The organism is Candidatus Hoaglandella endobia (assembly GCF_900044015.1).
Lineage (GTDB): Bacteria > Pseudomonadota > Gammaproteobacteria > Enterobacterales > Enterobacteriaceae > Hoaglandella > Hoaglandella endobia.
In genome coordinates this window covers 87,366-113,276 of sequence record NZ_LN999835.1, presented here as the reverse complement: position 1 = coordinate 113,276, position 25,911 = coordinate 87,366, and the positions used below count along the sequence as shown (strand labels likewise).

Annotated in this window: 19 protein-coding genes, 3 tRNA genes and 1 pseudogene; 21 read left to right on the top strand and 2 right to left on the bottom strand. The window is 43.1% G+C overall.

The window, feature by feature from the left end:
- Positions 1 to 621 precede the first annotated feature (621 nt).
- The 11 genes from recA to lpxM all read left to right on the top strand — a co-directional run bounded on the left by recA (position 622) and on the right by lpxM (position 12,512).
- Positions 622 to 1,662: a recombinase RecA gene (recA, locus tag A4A70_RS00545; protein WP_067567481.1), complete on the top strand. Its 1,041-nt coding sequence runs from the start codon at positions 622 to 624 to the stop codon at positions 1,660 to 1,662.
- Positions 1,663 to 1,914: 252 nt separating this feature from the next.
- Positions 1,915 to 4,548: an alanine--tRNA ligase gene (gene alaS / locus A4A70_RS00540; protein WP_067567479.1), complete on the top strand. Its 2,634-nt coding sequence runs from the start codon at positions 1,915 to 1,917 to the stop codon at positions 4,546 to 4,548.
- Between the two features lie 439 nt (positions 4,549 to 4,987).
- Positions 4,988 to 5,080: transfer RNA gene (locus A4A70_RS00535), tRNA-Ser, on the top strand.
- A gap of 7 nt (positions 5,081 to 5,087) precedes the next feature.
- Positions 5,088 to 5,164: transfer RNA gene (locus A4A70_RS00530), tRNA-Arg, on the top strand.
- Positions 5,165 to 5,906: 742 nt separating this feature from the next.
- Positions 5,907 to 7,265: a signal recognition particle protein gene (gene ffh, locus A4A70_RS00525; protein WP_067567476.1), complete on the top strand. Its 1,359-nt coding sequence runs from the start codon at positions 5,907 to 5,909 to the stop codon at positions 7,263 to 7,265.
- A 133-nt stretch (positions 7,266 to 7,398) separates the two neighbouring features.
- Positions 7,399 to 7,650 (top strand): 30S ribosomal protein S16, encoded by a 252-nt coding sequence (gene rpsP / locus A4A70_RS00520; RefSeq protein WP_067567473.1) that lies wholly within the window; start codon positions 7,399 to 7,401, stop codon positions 7,648 to 7,650.
- 33 nt (positions 7,651 to 7,683) lie between these two features.
- Positions 7,684 to 8,226, top strand: a complete 543-nt coding sequence (gene rimM / locus A4A70_RS00515) for a ribosome maturation factor RimM (RefSeq protein ID WP_067567469.1) — start codon at positions 7,684 to 7,686, stop codon at positions 8,224 to 8,226.
- Positions 8,227 to 8,266: 40 nt separating this feature from the next.
- Complete coding sequence (trmD, locus tag A4A70_RS00510) at positions 8,267 to 9,022, top strand: tRNA (guanosine(37)-N1)-methyltransferase TrmD (RefSeq protein ID WP_067567467.1); 756 nt, start codon at positions 8,267 to 8,269, stop codon at positions 9,020 to 9,022.
- A 70-nt stretch (positions 9,023 to 9,092) separates the two neighbouring features.
- Positions 9,093 to 9,443 (top strand): 50S ribosomal protein L19, encoded by a 351-nt coding sequence (gene rplS / locus A4A70_RS00505; protein ID WP_067567464.1) that lies wholly within the window; start codon positions 9,093 to 9,095, stop codon positions 9,441 to 9,443.
- 643 nt (positions 9,444 to 10,086) lie between these two features.
- Positions 10,087 to 11,418 carry a murein DD-endopeptidase MepM gene (mepM, locus tag A4A70_RS00500; protein WP_067567461.1) on the top strand — a complete coding sequence of 444 codons (1,332 nt, stop codon included), beginning with the start codon at positions 10,087 to 10,089 and terminating at the stop codon, positions 11,416 to 11,418.
- Between the two features lie 128 nt (positions 11,419 to 11,546).
- Positions 11,547 to 12,512 carry a lauroyl-Kdo(2)-lipid IV(A) myristoyltransferase gene (gene lpxM / locus A4A70_RS00495; protein WP_067567458.1) on the top strand — a complete coding sequence of 322 codons (966 nt, stop codon included), beginning with the start codon at positions 11,547 to 11,549 and terminating at the stop codon, positions 12,510 to 12,512.
- Positions 12,513 to 12,648: 136 nt separating this feature from the next.
- Here the strand turns inward: lpxM and A4A70_RS00490 are convergent, their stop codons facing one another.
- Positions 12,649 to 14,001, bottom strand: coding sequence for an Nramp family divalent metal transporter (locus tag A4A70_RS00490; protein WP_067567455.1), 1,353 nt, complete (start codon positions 13,999 to 14,001; stop codon positions 12,649 to 12,651).
- 314 nt (positions 14,002 to 14,315) lie between these two features.
- Positions 14,316 to 14,477: a hypothetical protein gene (locus A4A70_RS02915; RefSeq protein WP_158648189.1), complete on the bottom strand. Its 162-nt coding sequence runs from the start codon at positions 14,475 to 14,477 to the stop codon at positions 14,316 to 14,318.
- 320 nt (positions 14,478 to 14,797) lie between these two features.
- On the opposite strand from A4A70_RS02915, the gene rplU reads away from it, so the two are divergent.
- The 10 genes and pseudogenes from rplU (at position 14,798) to infB (ending at position 25,892) form a co-directional block, all read left to right on the top strand.
- The gene (rplU, locus tag A4A70_RS00485) at positions 14,798 to 15,124 is read left to right on the top strand and encodes a 50S ribosomal protein L21 (RefSeq protein WP_067567452.1); all 327 of its coding nucleotides are present in this window, start codon (positions 14,798 to 14,800) and stop codon (positions 15,122 to 15,124) included.
- A 15-nt stretch (positions 15,125 to 15,139) separates the two neighbouring features.
- Positions 15,140 to 15,400 (top strand): 50S ribosomal protein L27, encoded by a 261-nt coding sequence (gene rpmA / locus A4A70_RS00480; RefSeq protein ID WP_067567449.1) that lies wholly within the window; start codon positions 15,140 to 15,142, stop codon positions 15,398 to 15,400.
- A gap of 231 nt (positions 15,401 to 15,631) precedes the next feature.
- Positions 15,632 to 16,633: pseudogene (gene cgtA, locus A4A70_RS00475) on the top strand (Obg family GTPase CgtA); the annotation flags it as partial.
- A gap of 443 nt (positions 16,634 to 17,076) precedes the next feature.
- A complete protein-coding gene (gene greA, locus A4A70_RS00470) occupies positions 17,077 to 17,550 on the top strand; it encodes a transcription elongation factor GreA (protein ID WP_067568243.1) in 474 nt (157 codons plus the stop codon).
- A 274-nt stretch (positions 17,551 to 17,824) separates the two neighbouring features.
- A complete protein-coding gene (gene rlmE / locus A4A70_RS00465; RefSeq protein ID WP_067567446.1) occupies positions 17,825 to 18,454 on the top strand; it encodes a 23S rRNA (uridine(2552)-2'-O)-methyltransferase RlmE in 630 nt (209 codons plus the stop codon).
- 65 nt (positions 18,455 to 18,519) lie between these two features.
- Positions 18,520 to 20,463 (top strand): ATP-dependent zinc metalloprotease FtsH, encoded by a 1,944-nt coding sequence (gene ftsH, locus A4A70_RS00460; protein ID WP_067567443.1) that lies wholly within the window; start codon positions 18,520 to 18,522, stop codon positions 20,461 to 20,463.
- Positions 20,464 to 20,883: 420 nt separating this feature from the next.
- Positions 20,884 to 21,210, top strand: coding sequence for a preprotein translocase subunit SecG (secG, locus tag A4A70_RS00455; RefSeq protein WP_067567438.1), 327 nt, complete (start codon positions 20,884 to 20,886; stop codon positions 21,208 to 21,210).
- A 45-nt stretch (positions 21,211 to 21,255) separates the two neighbouring features.
- Positions 21,256 to 21,342 (top strand) — tRNA-Leu (locus tag A4A70_RS00450).
- A gap of 322 nt (positions 21,343 to 21,664) precedes the next feature.
- Positions 21,665 to 23,152 carry a transcription termination factor NusA gene (gene nusA / locus A4A70_RS00445; protein ID WP_067567435.1) on the top strand — a complete coding sequence of 496 codons (1,488 nt, stop codon included), beginning with the start codon at positions 21,665 to 21,667 and terminating at the stop codon, positions 23,150 to 23,152.
- 49 nt (positions 23,153 to 23,201) lie between these two features.
- Positions 23,202 to 25,892, top strand: coding sequence for a translation initiation factor IF-2 (gene infB / locus A4A70_RS00440; RefSeq protein WP_067567432.1), 2,691 nt, complete (start codon positions 23,202 to 23,204; stop codon positions 25,890 to 25,892).
- Positions 25,893 to 25,911: the final 19 nt, after the last annotated feature.

The following is a 25,911-nucleotide window of genomic DNA, read 5'->3' as shown; positions in this document are numbered from 1 at the left end:
TTAAGATAAAAAGATACTGCAATTGCTTCCCAATATAATGGGCTTCGCTAATGTAGCTTGTTTGCTATATATAAAATATTAATATATATTAATATTTATTTATTAGATCTATACTTTTAGTTATTTACTATACAAATAAAATTATTTATTAAAATAAATATTAATAATAATTAGATTAATAATTTAATTAATATAGTGTCTGAATGAGTGGCAGGGTAAACATTAGCTAGAAGCGTCTGGTTATAAACAAACACCATAAAAAGTCTTATAAGTTTGCTTTTTACGTACTACTATACTAAAAATTATATTAACCAGTTTAAAAGCAACTCCTTTAATTTTACTATGTTCGTGTATAAAGCCAATTTTTATTTAAAGATTTAACTCTATAGAAAGATTTAACTCTATAGGAGGATATCCTCAAAAAATTACTTTTACTACGGTTGTAAGAAAAAACAGGTTGGTAGTCTATGCTCATTAAACTTTGAGGCTAAATAATGATGAGCTATATTTAGCAAATAAAATCTGATTGTACTGTCTATCTAAACAGTACAATTAACATCCATTACCTACAATTAGAAAATATAGGGTAGCAATATCGCTCCCAGCTTGAAAGGATTTTAAATGGTTATTGATGAGAATAAACAAAAGGCGTTAGCATTAGCACTGAGCCAGATTGAAAAACAATTCGGCAAAGGTTCGATTATGCGTCTAGGTGAAGATCGCTCTATGGATGTAGAAACGGTCTCTACTGGTTCTCTATCTTTGGATATCGCGCTGGGGGTGGGGGGGCTGCCTATGGGTCGTATCGTTGAAATCTATGGGCCAGAATCGTCGGGAAAAACCACCCTAACGCTGCAGGTCGTCGCTGCGGCTCAGCGCGAAGGAAAAACCTGTGCTTTTATTGATGCCGAGCACGCCCTTGATCCTATCTATGCTAAAAGACTGGGTGTCGATATCGACACTCTACTTTGCGCCCAGCCGGATACAGGCGAGCAAGCGTTAGAGATCTGTGACGCTCTGACCAGGTCTGGCGCAGTAGACGTCATCATTGTCGACTCTGTAGCAGCGCTGACGCCTAAAGCCGAGATTGAAGGCGAAATTGGTGATTCCCATATGGGTTTAGCGGCCCGCATGATGAGTCAAGCAATGCGCAAACTAACAGGAAACTTAAAACACGCCAATACGTTGTTAATTTTCATCAATCAGATCCGTATGAAGATCGGCATGATATTTGGTAACCCTGAAACCACGACAGGCGGGAATGCACTTAAGTTCTACGCCTCTATCCGTCTGGACATCCGCTGCATCGGTTCGGTGAAAGAAAGTGACGTGGTCGTGGGTAGTGAGAACCGGGTTAAAGTTGTAAAAAATAAAGTAGCGGCGCCATTTAAACAAGCAGAATTCCAGATCATGTACGGTAAGGGTATCAATATTTGCGGCGAGCTAGTTGATTTAGGGGTAAGGTATAAGCTGCTTGAGAAAGCCGGGGCCTGGTACAGCTATAACGGAGAGAAGATTGGTCAGGGCAAGGCAAACGCCTGTAACTTCTTAAAGAAGAACCCAGAGTTAACAGCTAAATTAGACAAGAAATTACGTGAAATTATGTTGCACAGTGCTGAAGATAACAGCCTACTCAGGACCGTTGAGCCAGAGATTGAATAAATAATTTTCAACTGCTGTGAAAACGGCATTGCTAACCACAACTAGTTGTCGCTAACACCACGGATAACCTAGACTCAATTTGATTAAACTGTATGGTGTTCTGGTCAGATGCTCTAGCAATGATGGCAAAGAAGCACAACCTGTCTGTAACAGTCATATTTCTACTTTTTATGAGCTTAAAAGCTACTGCAGCGTTATAAGAGTACGCTATTATGCTTAGAATCTGATTATTTATCTGATTCAGGAACAACTATGAATACAAGCACCGCTGAGATTCGTCAGGCGTTTCTCAATTTTTTCCATAGTAAAAACCACCAAGTGGTAGTAAGCAGCTCACTAGTGCCTGAAAATGATCCAACCTTGCTGTTTACCAACGCCGGAATGAATCAATTCAAAGATGTTTTCTTAGGCCTAGATAACCGTTCTTACCGGCGAGCAACTACTTCGCAGCGCTGTGTGCGCGCAGGTGGTAAACACAATGATCTAGAAAATGTTGGCTATACCGCGCGCCACCATACCTTTTTTGAGATGTTAGGTAATTTTAGTTTTGGAGATTATTTTAAACAAGAAGCCATCCAGTTTGCATGGGAACTATTGACTGGCAAGCAGTGGTTTAATCTTCCTAAAGAAAAACTGTGGGTTACGGTATATGCCACCGATGATGAAGCCTATAACATCTGGGCCAACGAAGTCGGTGTTCCAACTGAGCACATTATTCGCATTGGGGATAATAAGGGTAGTGCCTACGCATCAGATAATTTCTGGCAGATGGGCGATACTGGTCCTTGTGGTCCTTGTTCCGAGATTTTCTACGACTACGGCGACCATATTTGGGGTAACCCTCCGGGCAATACGGAGAAAGGTGATCGCTACATAGAAATTTGGAATTTAGTGTTTATACAATTTAATCGTCAGGCCGACGGCACACTGCTACCGTTACCAAAACCTTCGGTAGATACTGGTATGGGGCTAGAACGCATCGCTTCAGTGCTGCAGCAAGTTAATTCAAACTACGATATCGACTTATTCAAGACGCTTATCGAAGCCGCAGCCCGGCTGACAGGTGCCCGGGATCTTAAAAGCAAATCTTTGCGCGTTATTGCCGATCACATTCGCTCGTGCGCTTTTTTGATTAGCGATGGCGTCGTGCTGTCCAATGAAGGTCGGGGATATGTCCTGCGCAGGATCATTCGCCGCGCTATTCGCCACGGCCATATGCTGGGCGCCAGTGATAAATTTTTCTATCACTTGGTGGCACCGCTTATTGAAATTATGGGTAGTGCCGCTAATCAGCTCCGGCTACAACAGAAGATGGTTGAACAAGTACTTTGTGCGGAAGAAGATCAGTTCGCTCGAACACTAGAGCGTGGCCTGGCTCTGCTTAACCAGGAGTTGTCCACACTTGCGGGCAATACCCTTAATGGAGAGACGGCATTTCTTCTTTATGATACCTACGGTTTTCCACTTGATTTGACCGCCGATGTATGTCGTGAACGTAATTTACATGTTGATGAAGCGGGATTTGAGCGCTCCATGGCGGAACAGCGTAAGCGGGCCCGTCAAGCTAGATGCTTCGGTGTCGACTACAACAGTCTGTTGCGCGTAGATAAGACTACTCGTTTCCTTGGATACGAGGAGCTAGAACATCAGGGGCGGGTAACCGCATTGTTCCGTAATGGCCAGCCAGTAAAGGCAATTTGCCAGGGTGAGGCGGCGGTAGTTGTGCTTGACGAAACTTCATTCTATGGCGAAGCAGGCGGTCAAGTAGGCGATCAGGGTGTACTGAAAGCAGATTCCGGGTTTTTTAAGGTTATTGACACGAAGAAATACGGGAAGGCGTTTGGTCATATTGGTGAGCTCATATATGGCGAATTCAAACATGGCACGCAAGTAGTTGCCAATGTCAACAAAGAGCGACGCGAGCACATTCGCCTTAACCATACTGCTACCCATTTGTTACATACCGCTTTGCATCAAGTGCTCGGCAACCATATCAAGCAGAAAGGTTCGCTGGTGAATGATCACTACTTGCGCTTCGATTTTTCCCATCATGAAAAGCTGAAACCAGAACAGATTCGTGGGGTCGAAGCTATCGTCAACCAGCAGATAAGACGTAATTTTTTGATAAAAGTAGACATGATGGCGCTACAAGAGGCGCGGAATAAAGGGGCAATTGCACAATTCGATGAGAAGTATGAGGAGCAGGTAAGGGTTGTAAGCATGGGAAATGTTTCTATTGAACTATGCTGTGGTACGCATGCCCGCTGCACCGGTGATATAGGTCTTTTTCGCATAGTTTCTGAATCAGGTACTGCTGCAGGTATCCGACGTATTGAAGCAATAACCGGTGAGAAGGCGTTGAATTCTATTCATCAGCAAAGCGAATTAGTGCATCAACTTATTCAGTTAGTAAAAGGCGACAACCAAACGATAGTCAATAAGGTGCGGGCACTACAGGAACGTGCGCGTCAGTTAGAAAAAGAGCTTCAGCAAATTAAGAATCAGCAAGCTGTGCAGAAAAGCGCCTGGCTGAGCCATAACGTGCGCGATATTGACGGGGTCAACGTGCTAGTAAGTCAACTAGAGAACGTAGAACCGAAAATGTTACCAATAATGGTAGACGGTCTGAAGAACCAATTGCAATCTGCCGTTATCGTACTAGCTACTGTAGCAAATGGTAAAGTGAGCCTGATAGTCGGCGTAACAAAAAATTTAACCGCCTTTATTAAGGCCGGGGAGATCGTGAGTTATCTAGCACAGCAGGTTGATGGAAAAGGTGGTGGGCGTCCCGATCTGGCACAGGGAGGTGGCAGTAAGAGCAGCGCTTTGCCTAACGCGCTCTCAAGCTTAGAAAAGATGTTAGCTGCAAAACTAAGATTAGTCTAACTTGCTAATTAATCTAGCAAACTTAATAAAAGGCAGAACGTAAAATTAAGTCCTATAGCAAAGAAGAAAAAGAAGAAGAATACGTGATACATGATCACTATCACTTCTGTATCAGTCGAAATGATTATAAAAAATTCTGTGTCTCTTAAAAAGAAAATGCCAATGCTTGGGAACTGTCCTCCTTGGACTGCCAGATAGCCGATTAATCAGTATTCTCATTTTTCTTATTTCTCTTCTATTATTTTTTTACTTAAAGACTAATGGATTAATAGTTAGTTGAATAATTGTAAACTGTTAACTTGCTAAATTAGCAGTGATCTATAAAAAGTTTTATAGCAAGTAAACAATTACTTTACGAAATGTCAAAAAAAATTGACTTATCAGGTCCATGAAGTAAAATAAATGCCACGTAGTGGCAGGGAACTATTTTTAGCGCATAGGTGAGGTGGCCGAGAGGCTTAAGGCGCTCCCCTGCTAAGGGAGTATACGGTCCATAGCTGTATCGAGGGTTCGAATCCCTCCCTCACCGCCATTAACATGCATCCGTAGCTCAGCTGGATAGAGTACTCGGCTACGAACCGAGCGGTCGGAGGTTCAAATCCTCCCGGATGCACCAACGTTCTTGCTGTTTATCCGGATGTTATTGAACCAAGAGCACCGTAGTGTCCCTACTTTTCTTATGAAAAAGGGACCGGGATCAGCTAACCTACCAGCTGCTAGCCAGCGACAAACAGTGGCGCTTGAGATATCTGGGGACGTTAAAATTTAACGTTAGCTAAAAATTGTTAACTGATGGAGATCAATTTGTTGACCCCCGGATATATCAAAAGCACTTGCCTGGTTTGAAGTCCATCCTCAGATACTCAATGGTATACGCCGTGGCGTAGAGCGTGAATAGTTGCGTATCAACGCTAACGGTAACTTAGCGCAGACTCCACATACCAAATCATTTGGCTCTTTTGGCTCTGCACTTACCCATAACTAAACCGACTTTGCTGAAGTCCTGCTCCTGCTGGAATTTCTCACTCCTGTTGCCCAGGCACTATTTCTGGATCTTTTCCTCTTGTTTCCTCTGGCTCTTGCTGAGGAGCAAGAAAAGATCTACGACGCTTTGCTAAAGCGCTCAATAGTAGGTATGCGATTTCTGCGCTTTTTCTCAAGCAATTAATCAAGAGCATGGTATCGGCATATTTGAGCTAATTATGGCTAACTATTTGCAAAAATAGTGTTTAAATAAAGTAGAATAATATCAATGTTGTACCGATTTTATCGTTACCTATACTACTCGCATAAATTGATGTTCTTTATTCTTGCTCATCTGAACGGTGAAGGCATCTCAAAACTATTGAGTAAATACCATGTTTAAAAATTTATCCAATCGATTATCGTGCACTTTACGCAATATTAGAGGCAGCGGTCGTCTGACTGATGATAATATCAAAAATACTCTGCGTGAAGTTCGTATGGCACTGCTAGAAGCAGACACAGCATTGCCGGTGGTGCAGGAATTTATTAACCGAGTAAAAGAACGCGCGCTCGGTCACGAGATCAATAAAAGCCTGACTCCGGGACAGGAGTTTGTCAAGTTAGTACATACCGAGCTAGTAAATATCATGGGAGATGAAAACCATGCTCTGAATTTAGCGGTGCCGCCGCCAGCGGTAGTGCTGATGGTGGGCCTACAAGGAGCTGGTAAAACCACAAGCGTAGTTAAGTTAGGAAAACTTCTGCGCGAAAAACAAAAGAAAAAAGTTCTCGTGGTTTCTGCCGACATTTATCGGCCGGCTGCTATCAAGCAGCTTAAAACACTGTCAGAAACCGTAGGCATAGATTTTTTTGCTTCCGATGTTAGTCAAAAACCGCTTGATATCGTAATTCAGGCATTAAACCAAGCCCGACTTAAGTTCTATGACGTACTAGTAGTTGACACCGCCGGTCGTCTGCATGTAGATGAAAAAATGATGGCAGAAATTAAAGCCATTCACTCTACTATTAAACCTGTTGAATGCCTGTTTGTTGTGGACTCGATGACTGGTCAGGATGCCACTAATATAGCCAAAGCCTTTAATCAGGCTCTGCCACTCACTGGGGTAATCCTGACCAAAATTGACGGCGATGCGCGAGGCGGAGCGGCGCTGTCCATTCGTTATATCACCGGAAAACCGATAAAATTCATGGGCGTCGGCGAGCAAACCGATGCTCTGGAGCCATTTTATCCTGATCGCTTAGCAGGGCGTATCCTCGGCATGGGCGATGTGCTGTCTCTTATTGAAGAGATCGAAAGCAAAGTTAATCTTACACAGGCGAACAAGCTGGCCAGTAAGCTAAAAAAAGGCGATGTTTTTGACCTTACAGACTTCCTGGAACAATTAAAACAAATGCGTAATATGGGCGGTATGGCTAGCATAATAAGTAAACTACCTGGCATCAGTCAGTTGCCAGATCATATCTCGCAGATGGACGATAAAGTCCTAATGCGCATGGAGGCTATTATTAGTTCAATGACCGCCAAAGAGCGCGGTAATCCTGAAATTATTAAAGGATCGCGTAAACGCCGTATTGCCGCTGGTTCTGGTATGCAAGTGCATGACGTCAACCGGCTATTGAAACAATTTTACGATATGCAGCGCATGATCAATAAAATTAAAAAGAGCGGCATGGCAAAAATGATGCGTAGTATAAAAGACATGATGCCGCCTGGAGTTCTCGGTAGTTAAATATTAATTGCTTTTTATTCCGAAATGAGTAAGAGTTTAGTTATTTGGATACAATAACTATAAAATTACAAGCCTGGCCTGGTCCCTTGATCCCCTACGAGACCAGGTGATTTTATTAATTCAAGAGGATGTTATGGTAAAAATTCGGTTGGCACTTGGTGGTGCTAAAAAACGTCCGTTTTATCAAATCGTCGTGACCGATAGTCGCAATGCGCGAGATGGTCGCTTTATTGAGCGTATTGGATTTTTTAACCCGATCGCGACCGGTCAGGCTGAAAGGTTGCATTTAAATCTAGATCGTATAGCACATTGGGTTGGCCAGGGAGCAAAGGTTTCTGAGAGAGTCTGTGTGCTTATCAAAGACGCAAAAAGAACGGCGTCATAGTAGCTCTTACTAGTTAAATAATGAGTAAAAAAAATTAGTAAATTAATACTTGTTGAGCCAGTAGTTGTAGGCAAAATTGGCTCGGCGTATGGCATTCATGGTTGGCTTAGAGTATTCTCAGCAACAGAACAAGTAGCTGAAAGCATTTTTGCTTATCATCCCTGGTTCATCAAAAGGGCGAGGGAGTGGAAGCCACTCTTACTTGACAACTGGAAGCGCCACAATCACAACCTGATCATCAAACTAAGGGATGTAAAGGATCGTGAAGCTGCAATGTTGCTAATAAATTGCGAAATCTTCATAGACGCCTCGCAATTACCGGATCTCAACAGCGGTGAATACTACTGGAAGGATCTCCTGGGCTGCCAGGTTGTCACCGTCAGTGGTTATCAGCTAGGTCAAGTAATCAATATGATAGAAACCGGCTCTAATGATGTACTGGTAGTAAAAGCGAACTTAAAAAAAGATGCTTTCTGCATACAGGAACGATTGATCCCGTTTCTTGAAGGACAGGTGATTAAACACGTCGATATTGCGGTACGTATCATTAAAGTTGACTGGGATCCTAGCTTTTAAAGCCAGCTATTGACGATAGCGATACTGAGGATATGAGTTGATGTGGATTGGTGTCATAAGCCTGTTTCCCGATATGTTCCGCGCTATAACCGATTATGGGGTAACTGGCCGAGCCGTAAAAAATGGTCTACTGAACTTACGTTGCTGGAGCCCACGTGAATTTACCCATAGTAGACATCATACAGTAGACGATCGTCCATACGGCGGAGGACCAGGCATGCTGATGATGGGACAACCCTTACTAGATGCGATTCACGAGGCGAAAAATCAGGCAGGAGAAGAGGCAAAAGTGATCTATCTCTCTCCTCAGGGCCGTAAGCTTGATCAGCAAGGTGTGAGAGGGCTCACAGCCAATCAGAATATGATTCTAGTTTGTGGTCGTTACGAAGGTATTGATGAGCGTTTAATCCTCACCGAAATTAATGAGGAATGGTCAGTGGGTGATTATGTGCTTAGCGGCGGCGAATTAGCAGCAATGGTACTAATTGATTCTGTTTCTAGATTGATTCCTGGTGTGCTGGGACATACTGCTTCCGCAGCTGAAGATTCATTTACTGAGGGTTTGCTGGATTTTCCTCATTATACCCGCCCTGAGATGCTAGCTGGCATAAAGGTACCATCAGTATTGTTATCGGGAAATCATGCAGAGATTCGTCGCTGGCGCCTGAAACAGGCTTTAGGCCGTACCTGGCTACGAAGACCAGAATTTCTAGAAAAAATAGTTCTGACTAACGAGCAAGCAACTTTGCTTATAGAATTCCAGCGGGACTATCAGTTTATGCAGCAAGATAATTAAACATAATTCGGCCAATTGGCTCGCTAACTAAAACTGTAAGTTTAGCTAGGGTAAGGTAAGATAATCAATTATGAGCAACATTCTTAAACAAATTGAACAAGAACAGATAAAGCAGCAGGACGTACCGCCTTTCCGCCCTGGTGACTCGGTAGAAGTTAAGGTATGGATTGTTGAAGGCAGCAAAAAACGGCTGCAGTCATTTGATGGCGTGGTTATCGCTATTCGTAACCGCGGTCTGTATTCTGCATTTACTGTTCGAAAAATTTCTAATGGAGAAGGTATTGAGCGAGTGTTTCAAACATACTCTCCGAGTATTGATCGCATCACCGTAAAACGCTTTGGTGCCGTACGTCAAGCTAAACTGTATTACCTACGTAAACGTACCGGTAAATTAGCACGTATCAAAGAGCGTCTAAACTAAAGCTTGATTATATTGTTGCTAGAGCGAGAGCTTTATATAAAGTTATATTTATTCTAAAAATGGCTCCTAAAAGGTTGGTTAAGGATAAATTTATCTATTAGTATAAGGATAAATTTATCTATTATATTTAGATTTTAAATATAATAGATCGATAAATTATTTTTTTTAGTACGAGCAGGAATTAGTTATAAATATAACCTGGTCTGATATTTAAAGATCAGACAGTTATATGCACTGCAAAAAAAGCAGCCTCCACCAATTAGCCGCCTCTAAACGGAGAACGGTAACCAGAAGAGCCGCTCATCACGTTGGTAACTTTACTATCCCCCCCGAAGATTTTGCTTAATAACCAATCAAGCAGAAGAGAGCGTAGATTCCACGAGTCATTCTATTATAAAAATACCATTGAATGATAACAGAGTAAGTATCTTGACAAAAAGATCGTTACAATACTCTCTGCATGAGAGAAAATATTGCGTCTTTCGCAAGACATATACAAGACTTTTAATAAGTACTATTATGCTATGGCATGAGATCTTTACTAAAAAACAGCCAAAATTAAGTTCTTACACCAGTTCTTATACTACAAAACTCAGCACACAGTTAGTGAAGCAAACTGTGACCTGCTTTAGGATAGTTATTAGTGCAGTTAATAGCCAGCACCTTCGCTCTAGCGTTTAATCATTTACCGCGATCCCAGTTTTTCATACTGGGGTCGCTTACCATAGTAGTAACCTTAGCGGTCGCCTTTTGGCGACCGTACGTTTGCGCCACTGTGGTAGCACCACCAGCCAATAGCGTCATTCCGTTGGAAGACTATCACCTAAGCAAGCTGATCGCTGAGACCAACAAAAATTTGGAAAAACCGCCTGATATTGACGCCGATTTAACGAAAAATAAATTAAATGAGCTGATAGCAGGTGAAGCAGCTGGCGTACATGAATATTTAGTTTCAACTGGCGATACCTTAATTAGCCTTCTGACCCAAGATGGCATTGGTATTGACGATATCACCGTACTAGCGCAGTCTTATCCCACACTGCGTAATCTGAAGATAGGTCAGTCCCTCTCCTGGAGAAAAACCGCTGATGGTGATTTGCAGCGCCTGACTTGGAATATCTCTAGCCGTGAAACTAGAACCTATGACCGCATAGAAGACGGCTTTCAAGAAAGTATCACAAATCTAACTGGAGAATGGCGTAACACCATCTTTACAGGCAAGATCAACGGCAGTTTTGTTACCAGTGCTCGTGCAGCCGGTTTAACCAGAAGTGATGTCAACACGGTTATTAAAGCGTTACAGTGGCAATTAGATTTCCGCAAACTGCGCAAAGGGGATCAATTTGTGGTATTGGCCTCACGGGAAACACTAAACAACAAAAAAAACACACAGAGCCAGCTGCTAGGGGTTCGCTTACGTACTGGTAGTAAAGATTATTATGCTTTTCGCGCTGACGATGGCAAATTTTATAATCGCGATGCGTCCGGCCTAGTGTCCGGTTTTATGCGTTTTCCTACAATGAAAAGATTTCGCGTTTCTTCTAATTTTAACCCACGCCGACTAAATCCGATTACTGGGCGTATTACACCTCACCGTGGCGTCGATTTCGCTGTACCGGTCGGAACCCCGGTATTGGCGGTAGGTGACGGAGGGGTACTAGTTAGTAAGCGGGATATCGCCGCTGGAAATTACGTGGCTATCCGACACGGCTGTCAATACATGACTCGCTATATGCATCTGAAAAAACTGCTAGTAAAACAGGGTCAGAAAGTAAAGCGTGGCGATCGTATCGCGTTATCTGGTAACACCGGCCGCTCCAGCGGTCCGCATTTGCATTTTGAAGTATGGATCAACCAGCAGGCAGTTAATCCTCTGACCACAAAACTGCCGCGTACGGAGGAGTTGACCGGCAGCGATCGCATGGAATATATCGCCCAGGTCAAAAAAATACTGCCCCAACTTCAACTTAACTAACATAGTGTCTGCTGCTTTTCTCTATAAGCATAAAAATAAAAAAGGTAATATAATGTAATGTAATAATGTAATGTAATGTTGCTAGCCGTAGTTTTTCTTATTTCTTATTTCTCAGCATAGGGATAAGAATGGAATATAATCAAAAGAGACAGACTGAATTTATCCCTATTTTTAAAAAATACTTTTATGCGCCACGTTATTGGGGCGTTTGGCTGGGTATCGGCGCTATTGCCGCGGCTACGTTGGTTCCACCAAGACTGCGCGATCCTATTCTAGGTGCGCTTGGGCGGGCAGTAGGACGCATAGCTAAAGAAGCACGTTTTCGCACTCGCGTTAATCTAACCTATTGCTTACCAGAAATTGACGCGGTACAGCGTGAAACGATTATTGATGATATGTTTGCCTGTATGACGCAATCCACCGTTTTAATGGCTGAACTAGCCTGCTGTAATCTGAAAAAAGTGCAGTCACGCGTGCGCTGGCATGGGTATGAACTGCTCGATCGGCTGCGTAGTGATGGGTGTAATGTCATTTTCTTAGTACCGCATGGTTGGGCAGTCGACGTGCCGGCAATGCTGATGGCGGCGAGCGGTCAAAAGATGGCAGCCATGTTCCATAATCAACGTAACAAACTGGTGGACTATATGTGGAATCGCGTACGCCGCCGATTCGGCGGCCGTATGCACGCCCGTAATGACGGCATAAAACCGTTTATAAGTTCAGTGCGCCAGGGCTACTGGGGCTATTATCTACCAGATCAGGATCACGGTGCTGAACGTAGCGAATTTGTCGATTTTTTTGCAACTTATAAAGCGACATTACCTGCTATTGCCCGCTTAATGAAGGTTTGTCACGCTACTGTCGTCCCGCTATTTCCGGTATATAATGGGAAAACAAGCCTCTTACATGTTCATATTTTGCCGCCGATGAATGATCGGCTGGTTCAAGCAGATGATATCACCATCGCACGCCGTATGAATCAGGAGGTTGAAAAGTTAGTGCGGCCAAATCCGGAACAATATACTTGGGTACTTAAATTACTAAAAACCCGCAAACCGGGCGATCCTAATCCCTATCAACGCGTTGGGCGTTGATTATGATTGTAAGTCGTCCATAAAAATATATGGAAGCACCGATAATAGAAGGAGTTACTATAAAAAGTACACACTCGAAATTCATGATAATGCTATGACCTGAATCAATCAGATTTATTAATCGACACTTTGATTATCAACTTAACAGCATTTGAATAGTTTCAATAATAAGCTGTATATTTAAGCCGACTAATATCACGGTAGCAAGCCAGCCCAATATAATAAATGGCCTACAATTGACAAATTTACCCATACGCTTTCTAGATGACGTTAAGTATAATAGCGGCACCATCGAAATAGGAAGCGCAATACTTAAAAAAACCTGTGTATAGGCCAGCAATTTCTCAACAACATCTCCCTTATCCCCCAAAAAATAACTACAGGCTACGACTGGCATAATAGCTATAAGACGGGTAATCATGCGACGTTGCCAAAATGGGAGATGAAAATTAATGAAACCTTCCATAACGATTTGTCCTGTAAGGGTTCCGGTAATAGTAGCATTCTGACCAGAGGCCAATAAAGCAACGGCAAATAAGGTGGCAAGGGTGGAACTAGCAATGGCACCGACCATATTATGGTCTTGTAGAACATCATAGAGCTGTGCAAAACGGCCAATTTCATTGGGGTGTTTGCCAAAAAAAAGTGTGGCTCCGAGAATTAGCAATAAGCAATTAATAATAAATGAAAAACTGAGTTGTATGTTCGAGTCGATAGTCGCATAGCGAATAGCGTCTTTCACCGCTTGTTCATCGCTGCGATCATATTTACGTGACTGAACAATAGAGGAATGTAAATAAAGATTATGTGGCATTACTGTTGCTCCAATAATACCAAGAGCTATAAAGAAAGCCGAATCGCCGCCAGATACATGGGCAGTGAAAATATCGCTCTGCGGAATAAATGCGTGCACTATACTCAATAGATTAGGATTGGCTAGCACTACTTCATAGGCAAATATGATAAAAATTGTAGCAATAAGAGTAAATACAAGAGCTTCTATTTTCCTGATCCCAAATTTCATCAATACTAGTAGTAAAAAAACGTCTAGTACTGTAATGCTTACACCAAGTAACAGCGGAATTTTAAATAGTAAGTTCAGCGCAATAGCGCTACCAATAACTTCAGCTATTTCCGTCGCGATAATAGCTAATTCAGTAGTGATCCACAGTGCTATGGCGGTACGTTTACCAACTAGGGTTTTGGTTGCTTGAGCTAGATCCATCCCGGTAACAATGCCTAATTTAGCGCACATAACCTGCAGCAGCATTGCAATTAAACTAGAAATTAAGATAACCGATAGCAGCAAATAGCTGTATAGCGCACCGCCCTGAATTGAGGTGATCCAGTTACCTGGATCCATGTAACCTACTGCTACTAGAGCTCCTGGGCCTGAAAAGGCAAATAATTTTTTTAAAAATCCTCTTCCAGCTGGAATAAGGATAGTACCGTTAATTTCTTCTAAGCTATTTTTTCTAACTATTCTCATTTTTTTTTAAATCCAATATTAACCATTAACTAAAAGTAATTATATAAAATATAATATTATTATATTTAATAGACTTTATTGTATGTAGAAACTATAATTTTATCTTGAGCTGGTTTTAACATAGATAAGACGTACATTATTAGTACATTACAAACGTAACATCATGCAGGTGCTATGGCTACATTGCCTACATCTGGGCACAGCAGAATGAGCCAGATGATCATTACACATTTTTAGTAAAAATTAGGATTTGCAAGAGTAGAATAGTAGAAAAGTCATAATTTGTTCATAAAAAAAGATTCTTTATTTTACGGTTAGCTAGTAGCTGGTAGCGATGGGCTAAGGTGCATAAGAAATCTTTTCTTCGTACAATGGCTATCATACATTCCCATGCCGATCAACGTACTGTTAAAACCCAATAGTAGTGAAATGCCGTCTAAAATTATTACAGTAAGCGGCATAACTTGCTTTTGCATATAAGCATAACCATAAGTTCTTCCGTTAATGCATATAGCTATAACAGCTATGCCTGTATTTTCACGCAATAAGCATGTTAAGTTTTCTTAGACTTACTACGATTATCGCTCGATTCATACTTAACCTTAACGATTCTTAACCTTAACGATTAATAAACCAAAAACCTTCATGTGATCCTTACTATCTAATTTTTTCGCTTACTGTATGTATTTGGTACTTGTCTGTAACAAGCTTATTACTTATAATTTACTAGTTATGCTATAGTAACGTAAGTTTAAGATTATTAAAAGATTGAGTTTTATGGAAAGCGGAGTTGATTATGTATGCAGTTTTCCAAAGTGGGGGTAAACAACATCGGGTAATCGAAGGTCAAATTATTCGCCTTGAGAAATTGCCCCTCTCAAAAGGGGCAGAGATTGAATTTGATCAGGTTATGATGATCGCCAACGACAATAACATCCAGATCGGCAGTCCTTTTGTTAAAGATTGCAAAATTACAGCACAAGTCGTTGCTCATGGTCGTGGCGATAAAGTAATGATTATAAAATTCCGTCGCCGTAAGCACTTCCGTAAGTATCAGGGCCACCGTCAGTGGTTCACTGATATTAAAATTACTAGTATTAGCAGTTCCATCCTCTTACAATAAAGCGAGAGTGAATTCATGGCACACAAAAAGGCTAGCGGCTCCACACGTAATGGTCGAGATTCCGAAAGTAAACGACTCGGTGTTAAACGTTTTGGCGGCGAATCGGTCAATGCAGGCAGTATTATTATTCGTCAGCGTGGAACTAAATTCCATCCAGGAATAAATGTAGGCTGTGGGAAAGATCATACTCTATTCGCCTTAATAAAAGGGAAAATCAAGTTTCAAGTAAAAGGACCAAAGAACCGTACATTTGTCAGCATTATTATGGACAAGTGAAATCTTCTCCCTGTAGTAATTTTTACTTTATTCTGTAGTTTATAAGTGGTGCTAAATAGCACTAGGCAGATTGTTTATGTTTTGTAATAGTAGCCTACATTCGATCAAGATCTTTACTTAACTGAAAGCTAATACGCTAGCAGATCTACGACAATAGTAACTATCTATTTTAAAATAGATCTAATAAAGATCCTGCCACACAGCAGGTGAATTATTTTACGGAAAGTTCGCATGAAGTTTATTGATGAAGCTACTATTTTAGTAGTAGCGGGAGACGGTGGTAATGGTTGCGTTAGTTTCCGCCGGGAAAGATTTATACCCCACGGCGGTCCTGACGGCGGCGACGGCGGTGACGGCGGCGACGTGTGGATACTTGCTGATGAAAATCTAAATACCCTTATCGATTATCGGTTTAAAAAAAAATTTTGCGCAGAGCGCGGCCAAAACGGTACAAGTTCTGCTTGTACCGGTAAGCGAGGCAAAGACATCATTATTAAAGTGCCAGTCGGGACCCGTGTGCTGAATCGAGCTACTAACGAAGTTATTGGTGATATGACCCGGCATGAGCAACGTCTGATGGTGGCTAAAGGTGGTTTTCATGGGCTGGGCAATATCCGTTTTAAATCCTCTATTAACCGTACTCCTCAGCAGAAAACCGATGGGACAAAAGGTGAGATCCGTGAACTCCAGCTTGAGCTGATGTTGTTAGCAGATGTAGGAATGCTTGGGCTGCCTAATGCTGGCAAATCTACTTTCATCCGTGCAGTGTCGGCAGCCAAGCCAAAAGTAGCTGATTATCCCTTTACCACCTTAGTGCCAAGTCTTGGCGTAGTGCGCATGGATAACGAGCAAAGCTTTGTCGTCGCCGATATTCCTGGTCTGATAAAGGGGGCAGCTGACGGTGCAGGGTTAGGGATCCGCTTCTTAAAACATCTAGAGCGTTGCCGTATATTGCTGCATCTTATCGACCTGGCGCCGATTGATAACTCGGATCCGGTAGCCAATGCCAGTATTATAATTACCGAGTTAAAACGGTATGACGCGCAGTTGGCTGCTAAACCGCGTTGGCTGGTGTTCAATAAAGTTGACTTACTTGATGCCAAAGATGACGGGGCAAAGCGTGCTAAATTGATCGTAGAGAAGCTCGACTGGCAGGGACATTATTATATTATTTCTGCCGCCAACCGCAAAGGCGTTAAGGCACTATGCAGTGATGTGATGAAGTTTATTAAAACTGCGCATCCTATCCTAAAAAAATCAGGATGACGCTAGTGGACGGGCTGTGAAAGTGAAGTTCATGTAGGATTAGGCTAGTGAACATATTGAGTAACTCCAGTAAACGGAAATCTAAGGCTACGTAAGACAGACTGGATAATAAGTTTATCAAAAATTATCACTTTAATTAAAGTATCCATAACTATAGTTCATCTTCTCGCTACATGTTTTATCCCTGCCGCGCATCACTACTTATATCGCATTAACGATCACCATCTTGCCTGCTTGCTAGTAGTCGCCTTAATGGCAGATATCCCGTGTTATTTTCAACTTGGCAGTCAAAAAGATGATCCACACTCTTGGTGAAATATTTATACCAACTACGCGCCACTCTAACACCGGTAACTTTAGATAGTACTTTGATTATTTTAGTAAATAATACTTTATTTAAGAGTAAACTTATGAACCAAATTCCAATGACCCTCAGCGGGGCTAAAAAACTAAGAGAAGAACTTGAATATCTTAAATGCATTCGTAGACCAGAAATTATTCGGTCCATCGCTGCAGCCCGCGAACATGGCGATTTAAAAGAAAATGCAGAATACTATGCTGCCAAGGAACAACAAGGATTTTGTGAAGGCCGCATTCAAGAAATTGAAGCAAAATTGTCGAACGCACAAGTAATAGATGTGACCAAATTGATGCCTAGAGGTCGAGTAATTTTCGGTGCGACGATCTGTATCGAAAAACTAAATGAAAAGAAACAAACCTATCGTATTGTCGGCGACGATGAAGCCGATTTTAAACAAAACCTAATTTCTATCAATTCGCCTATCGCCCGTGGGCTCGTAGGCAAGGAAGAAGGAGATATAGTGGTTATCAAAACTCCGGGTGGAGAAGTAGAATACAAAATCATCAATGTGGCGTACCTATGAATAGCCTAATGGTAAATAATGAACCTTCTAACTTTCGCAGCAATTATTATTTTAATAAGCCTCGTGAGGCACCTATTTAATTTCGTCATAACGCTTGTTTTAACGAATAAGCCAGACATTTTATTTTTTTATTTATTTAGAATTGAAAAAGACATATTCTGCCGCCATCTCATGGCGTATTAGCTAAATCTGATTTAATCGATATTTAAGAATTAGAGTTTAAGTAGATAAATTTATTTATCTCTGCACTTTATCAAAGGTAGTTGTAAATACAATGACGACTCAAAAGCGTTCTGCAAGCTCTAGCCGTTGGCTGCAAGAACACTTTAACGATACATATGTTAAGCAAACACAAAAAAAAGGGCTACGTTCCCGTGCATGGTTTAAACTTGCTAAAATACAGCAAAGCGATAAGCTGTTTCAACTAGGCATGACAGTGGTAGATTTGGGAGCAGCACCGGGCGGCTGGGCACAATATACCGCCACGCAGATAGGAAAAACAGGGCGTATCATAGCCTGTGATATTTTGCCGATGGACGCAATGGCTGGTGTTGACTTTTTACAAGGAGATTTTCGTGAACCCATGGTCTTTCAAAAACTCCTTGAGCTGGTTGGCGAACAGAAAGTACAAGTAGTTTTATCCGATATGGCTCCTAATATGAGTGGAACGCCTGCGGTGGATATTCCCAAATCCATGTATCTTGTAGAACTGGCACTTAATATGTGTCTTGATGTTTTGACACCGAGTGGTAGTTTTCTAGTGAAAGTCTTTCAGGGAGAAGGGTTTGACAAATACCTGCGGATAATACGTTCTCTGTTCACAAATGTCAAGCTTCGTAAGCCAGACGCTTCTCGAGCCCGTTCCCGCGAAGTGTACCTTGTGGCGAAAGGGCGCAAAGTATAAGTATAGTAAGTACCCTACGCTAATTGTTAACACCGTTGTAATATGAGGTTAATCCTTTGAGTGACATGGCAAAGAACCTGGTTCTTTGGTTAGTTATCGCAGTCGTTCTAATGTCGGTATTCCAAAGCTTCGGGCCCAGCGAGTCCAATAGGCGTAAAATAGATTATTCTACTTTTATGTCTGAATTGAATCAGAATCAGGTAAGAGAAGCGCGTATTAACGGGCGTGAGATAAACGTTACAAGAAAGGATAGTAACCGCTATATCACCTATATTCCAGTCAACGATCCCAAGCTACTCGATATTCTTTTAACTAAAAACGTTAAAGTAGTAGGAGAGCCGCCGGAGGAACCCAGCTTACTAGTTTCCATCTTTATATCCTGGTTCCCGATGCTGTTACTGATAGGGGTCTGGATTTTTTTTATGCGCCAAATGCAGAGTGGTGGTGGGAAAGGTGCCATGTCTTTTGGTAAGAGCAAGGCACGTATGCTGACAGAAAATCAGATCAAAACCACCTTTGCCGATGTTGCTGGATGTGATGAAGCGAAAGAGGAGGTCAGTGAACTAGTGGACTACCTGCGCGAACCGAGTCGTTTCCAGAAATTGGGTGGTAAGATCCCAAAAGGTGTACTAATGATCGGCCCACCTGGAACCGGTAAGACACTATTGGCTAAAGCTATTGCTGGCGAGGCTAAGGTACCATTCTTCACTATTTCCGGCTCCGATTTTGTTGAAATGTTCGTTGGTGTGGGCGCCTCGCGCGTGCGCGATATGTTTGAGCAGGCAAAAAAAGCCGCGCCCTGCATCATTTTCATTGATGAAATCGATGCTGTAGGCCGCCAACGTGGCGCAGGCCTTGGCGGTGGTAATGACGAGCGTGAACAAACCCTGAACCAAATGCTGGTAGAAATGGACGGGTTCGAAGGCAACGAAGGCATTATTGTCATTGCAGCAACTAACCGTCCCGATGTGCTGGACCATGCACTACTACGTCCAGGCCGTTTTGACCGACAGGTTATAGTTGACTTGCCAGATGTGCGTGGTCGCGAACAAATTTTGAAAGTGCACATACGCCGCGTACCTTTAGCCCCAGATATGAATGTATTAGTAATCGCCCGAGGTACACCGGGATTTTCTGGTGCCGATTTATCTAATCTGGTAAACGAAGCAGCGCTGTTTGCCGCACGTGATAATAAGCACGTAGTATCGATGATTGAATTTGAAAAAGCCAAGGACAAAATTATGATGGGTGCAGAACGCCGCTCCATGGTGATGACAGAAGCGCAAAAGGAGTCGACCGCTTACCACGAGGCTGGCCATGCCATAATTGGCCGTCTAGTGCCGGAACACGATCCAGTGCACAAAGCAACAATTATTCCGCGAGGTCGCGCTCTTGGCATAACTTTTTTTCTACCAGAAGAAGATGCAATTAGCGCTAGTAGACAGAAGTTGGAAAGCCAAATCTCGACTCTTTACGGCGGTCGCCTGGCTGAAGAAATCATCTACGGTCCAGCTAAAGTGTCGACCGGGTCATCCAACGATATTAAAGTAGCTACCTCAATTGCCCGTAATATGGTAACCCAATGGGGCTTCTCGGAAAAACTTGGGCCCCTTTTATATTCTGAGGAAGAGGGCGAAGTGTTCCTCGGCCGTTCTTTGGCCAAAGCGAAGCATATGTCCGATGAGACGGCGCGTATCATTGATCAGGAAGTAAAGTCGCTCATCGAACGTAATTATATCCGCGCCCGTACACTATTAATGGAAAATCTGGATATCCTACATGCCATGAAGGATGCATTGATAAAATATGAAACCATTGACGCACCACAGATAGAAGATTTGATGGGTCGTCAAGCGGTTAGGCCACCTGCTGATTGGGACGATACTGTTTCCGGCAACAATGGAGACGAAGGCACGCCGCGAGCGCTAACACCGGTAGATGAACCACGTACGCCGAATACTAAAAATAATACTAATAAAACTATGTTAAAACCATACAGTAACAGATAATGACGTAAGAGGCACTTGGCTTAGCTTATTAAGAAGCGTCCGGGCGCTATATGTAGTGACTTTTGGCTGTCAGCCTGACGGCATTAATCTGCGGTCCCACCATGGGAGATCAGGATGTAGCGGTGAAACAAGCACGCGCCGAAGTTGAACATCAGTTATCCAGTAGTGTAGTGTAGGCGGGTGCTACTGCTTAAGTCTGTAACTAAGCCACTCATTCGTACGTATCATGGTAGAGGGAGAAAAAACAGAGCAAGTCTGCTAGCTAGCATTGCTGAAAATTTTTGCCCCAAACGGTTCACTATCTACAAAATGCCCTTGTTTGCAAGGAGCAATTTAGGTAGCATTTGTATTCCTTTTAGTTATTAGATTTGATCTGATATCAGAAGATTATTATGATGCCGCAAGGAATAACCCAAAATTATGTACCAAGCTCTGTTAGTTATGTTCTTGTTAGTAGCGGTCAGTTTAGTTGTACTGATCATGTTGCAACAAAATAAAAGTGCTGATACGGGAACATCGTTAGGTGTTAGCCCTTCTGGCACCTTATTAGGTTCTAGCGGTTCTGGTAACTTTATGACTCGTATGACGTCCGTGCTGGCAACGCTGTTTTTCATACTCAGCCTAGTGTTGGGTAACTTGAGCAGTAATCATGGTCAAAAGATTAGCCAGTGGGATAATCTCAACCAAAGTCCTTATATGAATAAGGCACCAGACGTAATGCTAGCAAAACCTAGCAAAACTAAGTAAACATATCCCTTAATAAACATTGTTCACGAAGAACTATCTTAAAGTGCCGAGGTGGTGAAACTGGTAGACACGCTACCTTGAGGTGGTAGTGCCCGATTAGGCTTACGGGTTCAAGTCCCGTCCTCGGCACCAATCCCAGAGATAACTTGCTTTTTTATAGTTATTAGATTAACATTAAATTGCCTAATTTTAGAGTGGAGCAACCAGTTTGCTAGCCTAACTAATAGGCTGCAAGACCAGTCCAGCTATAACCAGCTCTTAACAGATGTTCAATCTAAGATGTTCAATCTACAAAGTTGGGATGTTTACTGTTTCAGTAAAGTACTACTGGGCTTATTAGCCCTTTTTTTATGTTTTGGGAAGTAAAAGCTGAAGTGGTTAGTGTTAGCTTTAAACAATATCTAGAAAGCAAACCTGGTACCCCAATTTTAACGTTTTCCTGAGGAAAACTAGGATGAATAAAGAAGTTCTGGCTGTTGTTGAGGCAGTTTCCAACGAAAAAGAAGTACCGCGAAAAAAAATTTTTGAAGCGTTAGAGACAGCACTAGCTACGGCAACCAAGAAAAAATATGCACAGGAAATCGAAGTACGCGTTAGCATCGATCGCAAATCAGGAGATTTCGAGACCTTTCGACGTTGGCTTATCGTGGAAACTGTTACGCAGCCTACCCGTGAAATCACTCTAGAAGCGGCGCAGTTTGACGATCCATCGGCCGAACTTGGCAACTATATCGAAGATAAAATCGACTCAGTGGTTTTCGACCGTATCACCACTCAGACCGCCAAACAGGTCATCATACAAAAAGTCCGTGAAGCCGAGCGAGAGATTATAGTCGATCAATTCCGTAGTCACGAAGGCGAAATCTTGACTGGTGTTGTAAAAAAAGTTAACCGAGATAGCATCAGCCTTGATCTGGGCAATAATGCCGAAACGGTGATTGGCCGTGAGGACATGCTCCCGCGTGAAAATTTTCGTCCTGGCGACCGAATCCGTGGCGTTTTATATGCTGTGCGTCCAGAAGTACGCGGTGCGCAACTATTTATCAGCCGTTCTCGTCCTGAAATGCTGGTTGAGCTGTTCCGTATTGAAGTGCCGGAAATCGGCGAAGAAATCATTGAAATCAAGGCAGTTGCTCGTGATCCTGGTTCACGGGCAAAAATTGCTGTAAAAACCAACGATAAACGTATCGATCCAGTCGGTGCCTGCGTCGGTATGCGCGGTGCCCGAGTGCAGGCTGTGTCTAGCGAATTAGGCGGGGAACGTATTGATATCGTGCTGTGGGACGATAATCCAGCCCAGTTTGTAATCAACGCCATGGTGCCTGCTGATGTTGCTTCCATCGTAGTGGACGAAGATAAGCACACCATGGATATCGCGGTTGAAGCTGGTAATCTTGCTCAGGCTATCGGCCGCAATGGACAAAACGTCCGGTTGGCTTCCCAGCTTAGCGGCTGGGAGCTAAATGTTATGACATTAGAGGATCTACAGGCAAAAAATCAAGTCGAAGCCTATGCGGTTATCGATATCTTTACTAAAAACCTAGATATCGATAAAGATTTGGCCACGGTCTTGATGGAAGAAGGTTTCTCCTCTCTTGAGGAGCTAGCTTACGTGCCTATCAATGAGCTGCTGGAAATTGACGGGCTGGATGAGAAGACTGTAGAAGCACTACGTGAACGGGCAAAGAATGCGATTACCACCCTTGCTCTGGCACAGGAAGAGAGTCGCCACGGGGGCACGCCAGCTGAAGAATTGCTAGGTCTGCCTGAGCTTGAACGCGAAATGGCATTTAAGCTGGCGAAGCATGGTGTTTGTACGCTAGAAGCGCTGGCCGAACAGGGTATCGATGAACTGTCAGATATTGAAGGGCTCAGTAGTAAAAAGGCTGGGGAGCTGATTATGGCCGCACGCAATATTTGTTGGTTTAGCGACAACGTGTAATACAACGTGTAATAAATTTTAGTATGAATAATGTAGTAGGAAAAACAGCATGACAGATGTAACTGTAAAATCGCTCGCCACAGAAATACAGACTCCGGTCGATCGCCTAGTACAGCAATTTGCTGATGCTGGTCTTGATAAGACAGCAGTGGATTATGTAACTCAGCAGGAAAAAGAAACCTTACTAGCACACCTAAAACGTAATCTGGGCACAGCACCAAGTCAACTAACTTTACAGAGAAAAACACGCTGTACCTTAAATATTTCCAGCACCAGCGGTAAAAGTAAATCGGTACAAATCGAAGTGCGTAAAAAACGGACTTACGTACAAAAAGATCTAAAGGTGCAAGAAAAAGCCGAAATAGAAGCGGAAGAGCTATCTTTACAACACGTAGCAGACGAAAAAGGGCAGATTGAGACCGAAAAAAAAGTAGAACTGGCTGCTGAAGACAAGACTAAGCTTGATGCTATTAAACAAGCGAAACAACGTACAGTAGCAAAAATAGATTCTTTGACTAACCAGCAGCAGATCAATAAGATAACTAAGTCACCACAAGCGGCTGAAAAAGCTCGCCGTAAAGCCAAAACGGCCGAGCTAAGACTTAAGGCGGAAGAGGAAACGTATCGTAAGGTAGAAGAAAAAGCCCGCCAAGTTGCGGAAGAAGCGAGACATATGGCCGAAAATTGTGGTATTAACTGGGATAATACGCCTGATCTAGCAGAAGAAGATACCACCGATTATCATATCACGACCTCCCTTCATGCCCGTGAAGCTGAAGACGAAAACGATCGTAAGGTAGAAGTCGATCGTAGCAACCGGACCCGTGGCGGTAAAGCCATAAAACAGAAAAAAAACAGCCGCCTATCAGAATCTAAGGCCGATCGCGAAGAAGCACGCGCCGTAGGCCGCGGCGGTAAGAGCAAGCGTAAACCTAGCACCTTAACGCAGGGCTTTAACAAGCCGACGCAGGCAATTAACCGTGATGTAATTATTGGTGAAACCATTACCGTAGCTGAGCTGGCTAATAAGATGGCGGTAAAAGGTGCGCAGGTCATCAAAGCAATGATGAAGCTCGGTGCTATGGTAACAATTAATCAGGTAATCGATCAGGAAACAGCGCAACTGGTGGCGGAAGAGATGCACCACAAAGTAATTTTGCGCCGTGAAAACGAGTTAGAAGAGTTGGTAATGTCTGACCGCGATACCGGCGGTATAACCGCCGCCTCTGAGCCGCGAGCTCCGGTAGTAACCATCATGGGGCATGTCGACCATGGTAAAACTTCGCTGTTGGACTATATTCGTTCCACCAAAGTGGCGGCCGGCGAAGCGGGCCGCATTACCCAGCATATCGGTGCCTATCATGTAGAAACCGACAACGGCATGATAACATTTCTCGATACCCCTGGGCATGCGGCTTTTACTGCTATGCGCGCCCGCGGTGTGCAAGCTACTGATATCGTGGTGCTGGTTGTAGCCGCAGATGACGGAGTGATGCCACAAACGATTGAAGCTATTCAGCACGCCAAAGCGGCGAAAGTGCCGGTAGTGGTAGCGGTCAACAAAATTGATAAGCCGGAAGCCGATATAGATCGGGTTAAAAATGAGCTAACCCAGTACGGCATCATTCCAGAAGAATGGGGTGGTGAAAGCCAGTTCGTACATGTCTCAGCCAAATCTGGCTCCGGCATTGATAATCTACTAGACGCTATTTTACTACAGGCAGAAATGCTTGAGCTGAAAGCTATCAGCAACAGTATGGCCAGTGGCGTAGTCATAGAATCTTTTCTGGACAAAGGACGCGGTCCGGTCGCTACCTTGTTGATACGCGAAGGCACTCTCAACCTAGGCGATATTGTTTTGTGCGGGTTGGAATATGGCCATGTGCGCGCCATGCGCAACGAAGTTGGTTGTGATGTGGCCTCAGCCGGCCCGTCGATTCCGGTAGAGATTCTGGGCTTATCTGGGTTACCTGCCGCTGGCGACGAAGCAACAGTAGTACGTGACGAGAAGAAAGCCCGTGAAGTGGCGCTTTATCGCCAGGGAAAGTTCCGCGAAGTTAAACTGGCACGCCAGCATAAATTAAAACTGGAAAATATGTTCGCCAATATGACTGCAGGAGAAGTATCTGAATTGAACATCGTGCTAAAATCTGATGTGCAGGGTTCCGCCGAGGCTATTAAAAATGCGTTGGATACTCTGTCTACTAATGAAGTCAAAGTAAAGATAGTAGGCTCAGGCGTGGGCGGTATCACAGAAACCGATGCGACCCTAGCAGCAGCTTCCAACGCTATCTTGATGGGTTTTAACGTTCGCGCTGACGCTTCCGCTCGCCGTGTCATCGAAGCAGAAAATCTAGATCTACGTTACTACTCGATAATCTATGATTTGATAGATGAAGTTAAACAGGCGATGAGCGGCATGCTTGTCCCGGAGTACAAGCAGAAAATCATCGGTCTGGCGGAAGTACGCAATCTGTTCCGTTCGCCTAAGTTAGGCACTATCGCTGGATGTATGGTAACTGAAGGTGTTATTAAACGCCATAATAAGATCCGCTTACTGCATGAAAACGTAGTGGTTTATGAAGGTGAACTGGAGTCGCTTCGCCGCTTTAAAGATGATGTAAATGAAGTGCGTAACAGTATGGAATGCGGTATCTGCATGAATAATTACAATGACGTACATATAGGCGATATTATTGAAGTCTTTGAATCTGTCGAGATCCAACGCACTATTGCCTGATAACATATTATCAGAAGTT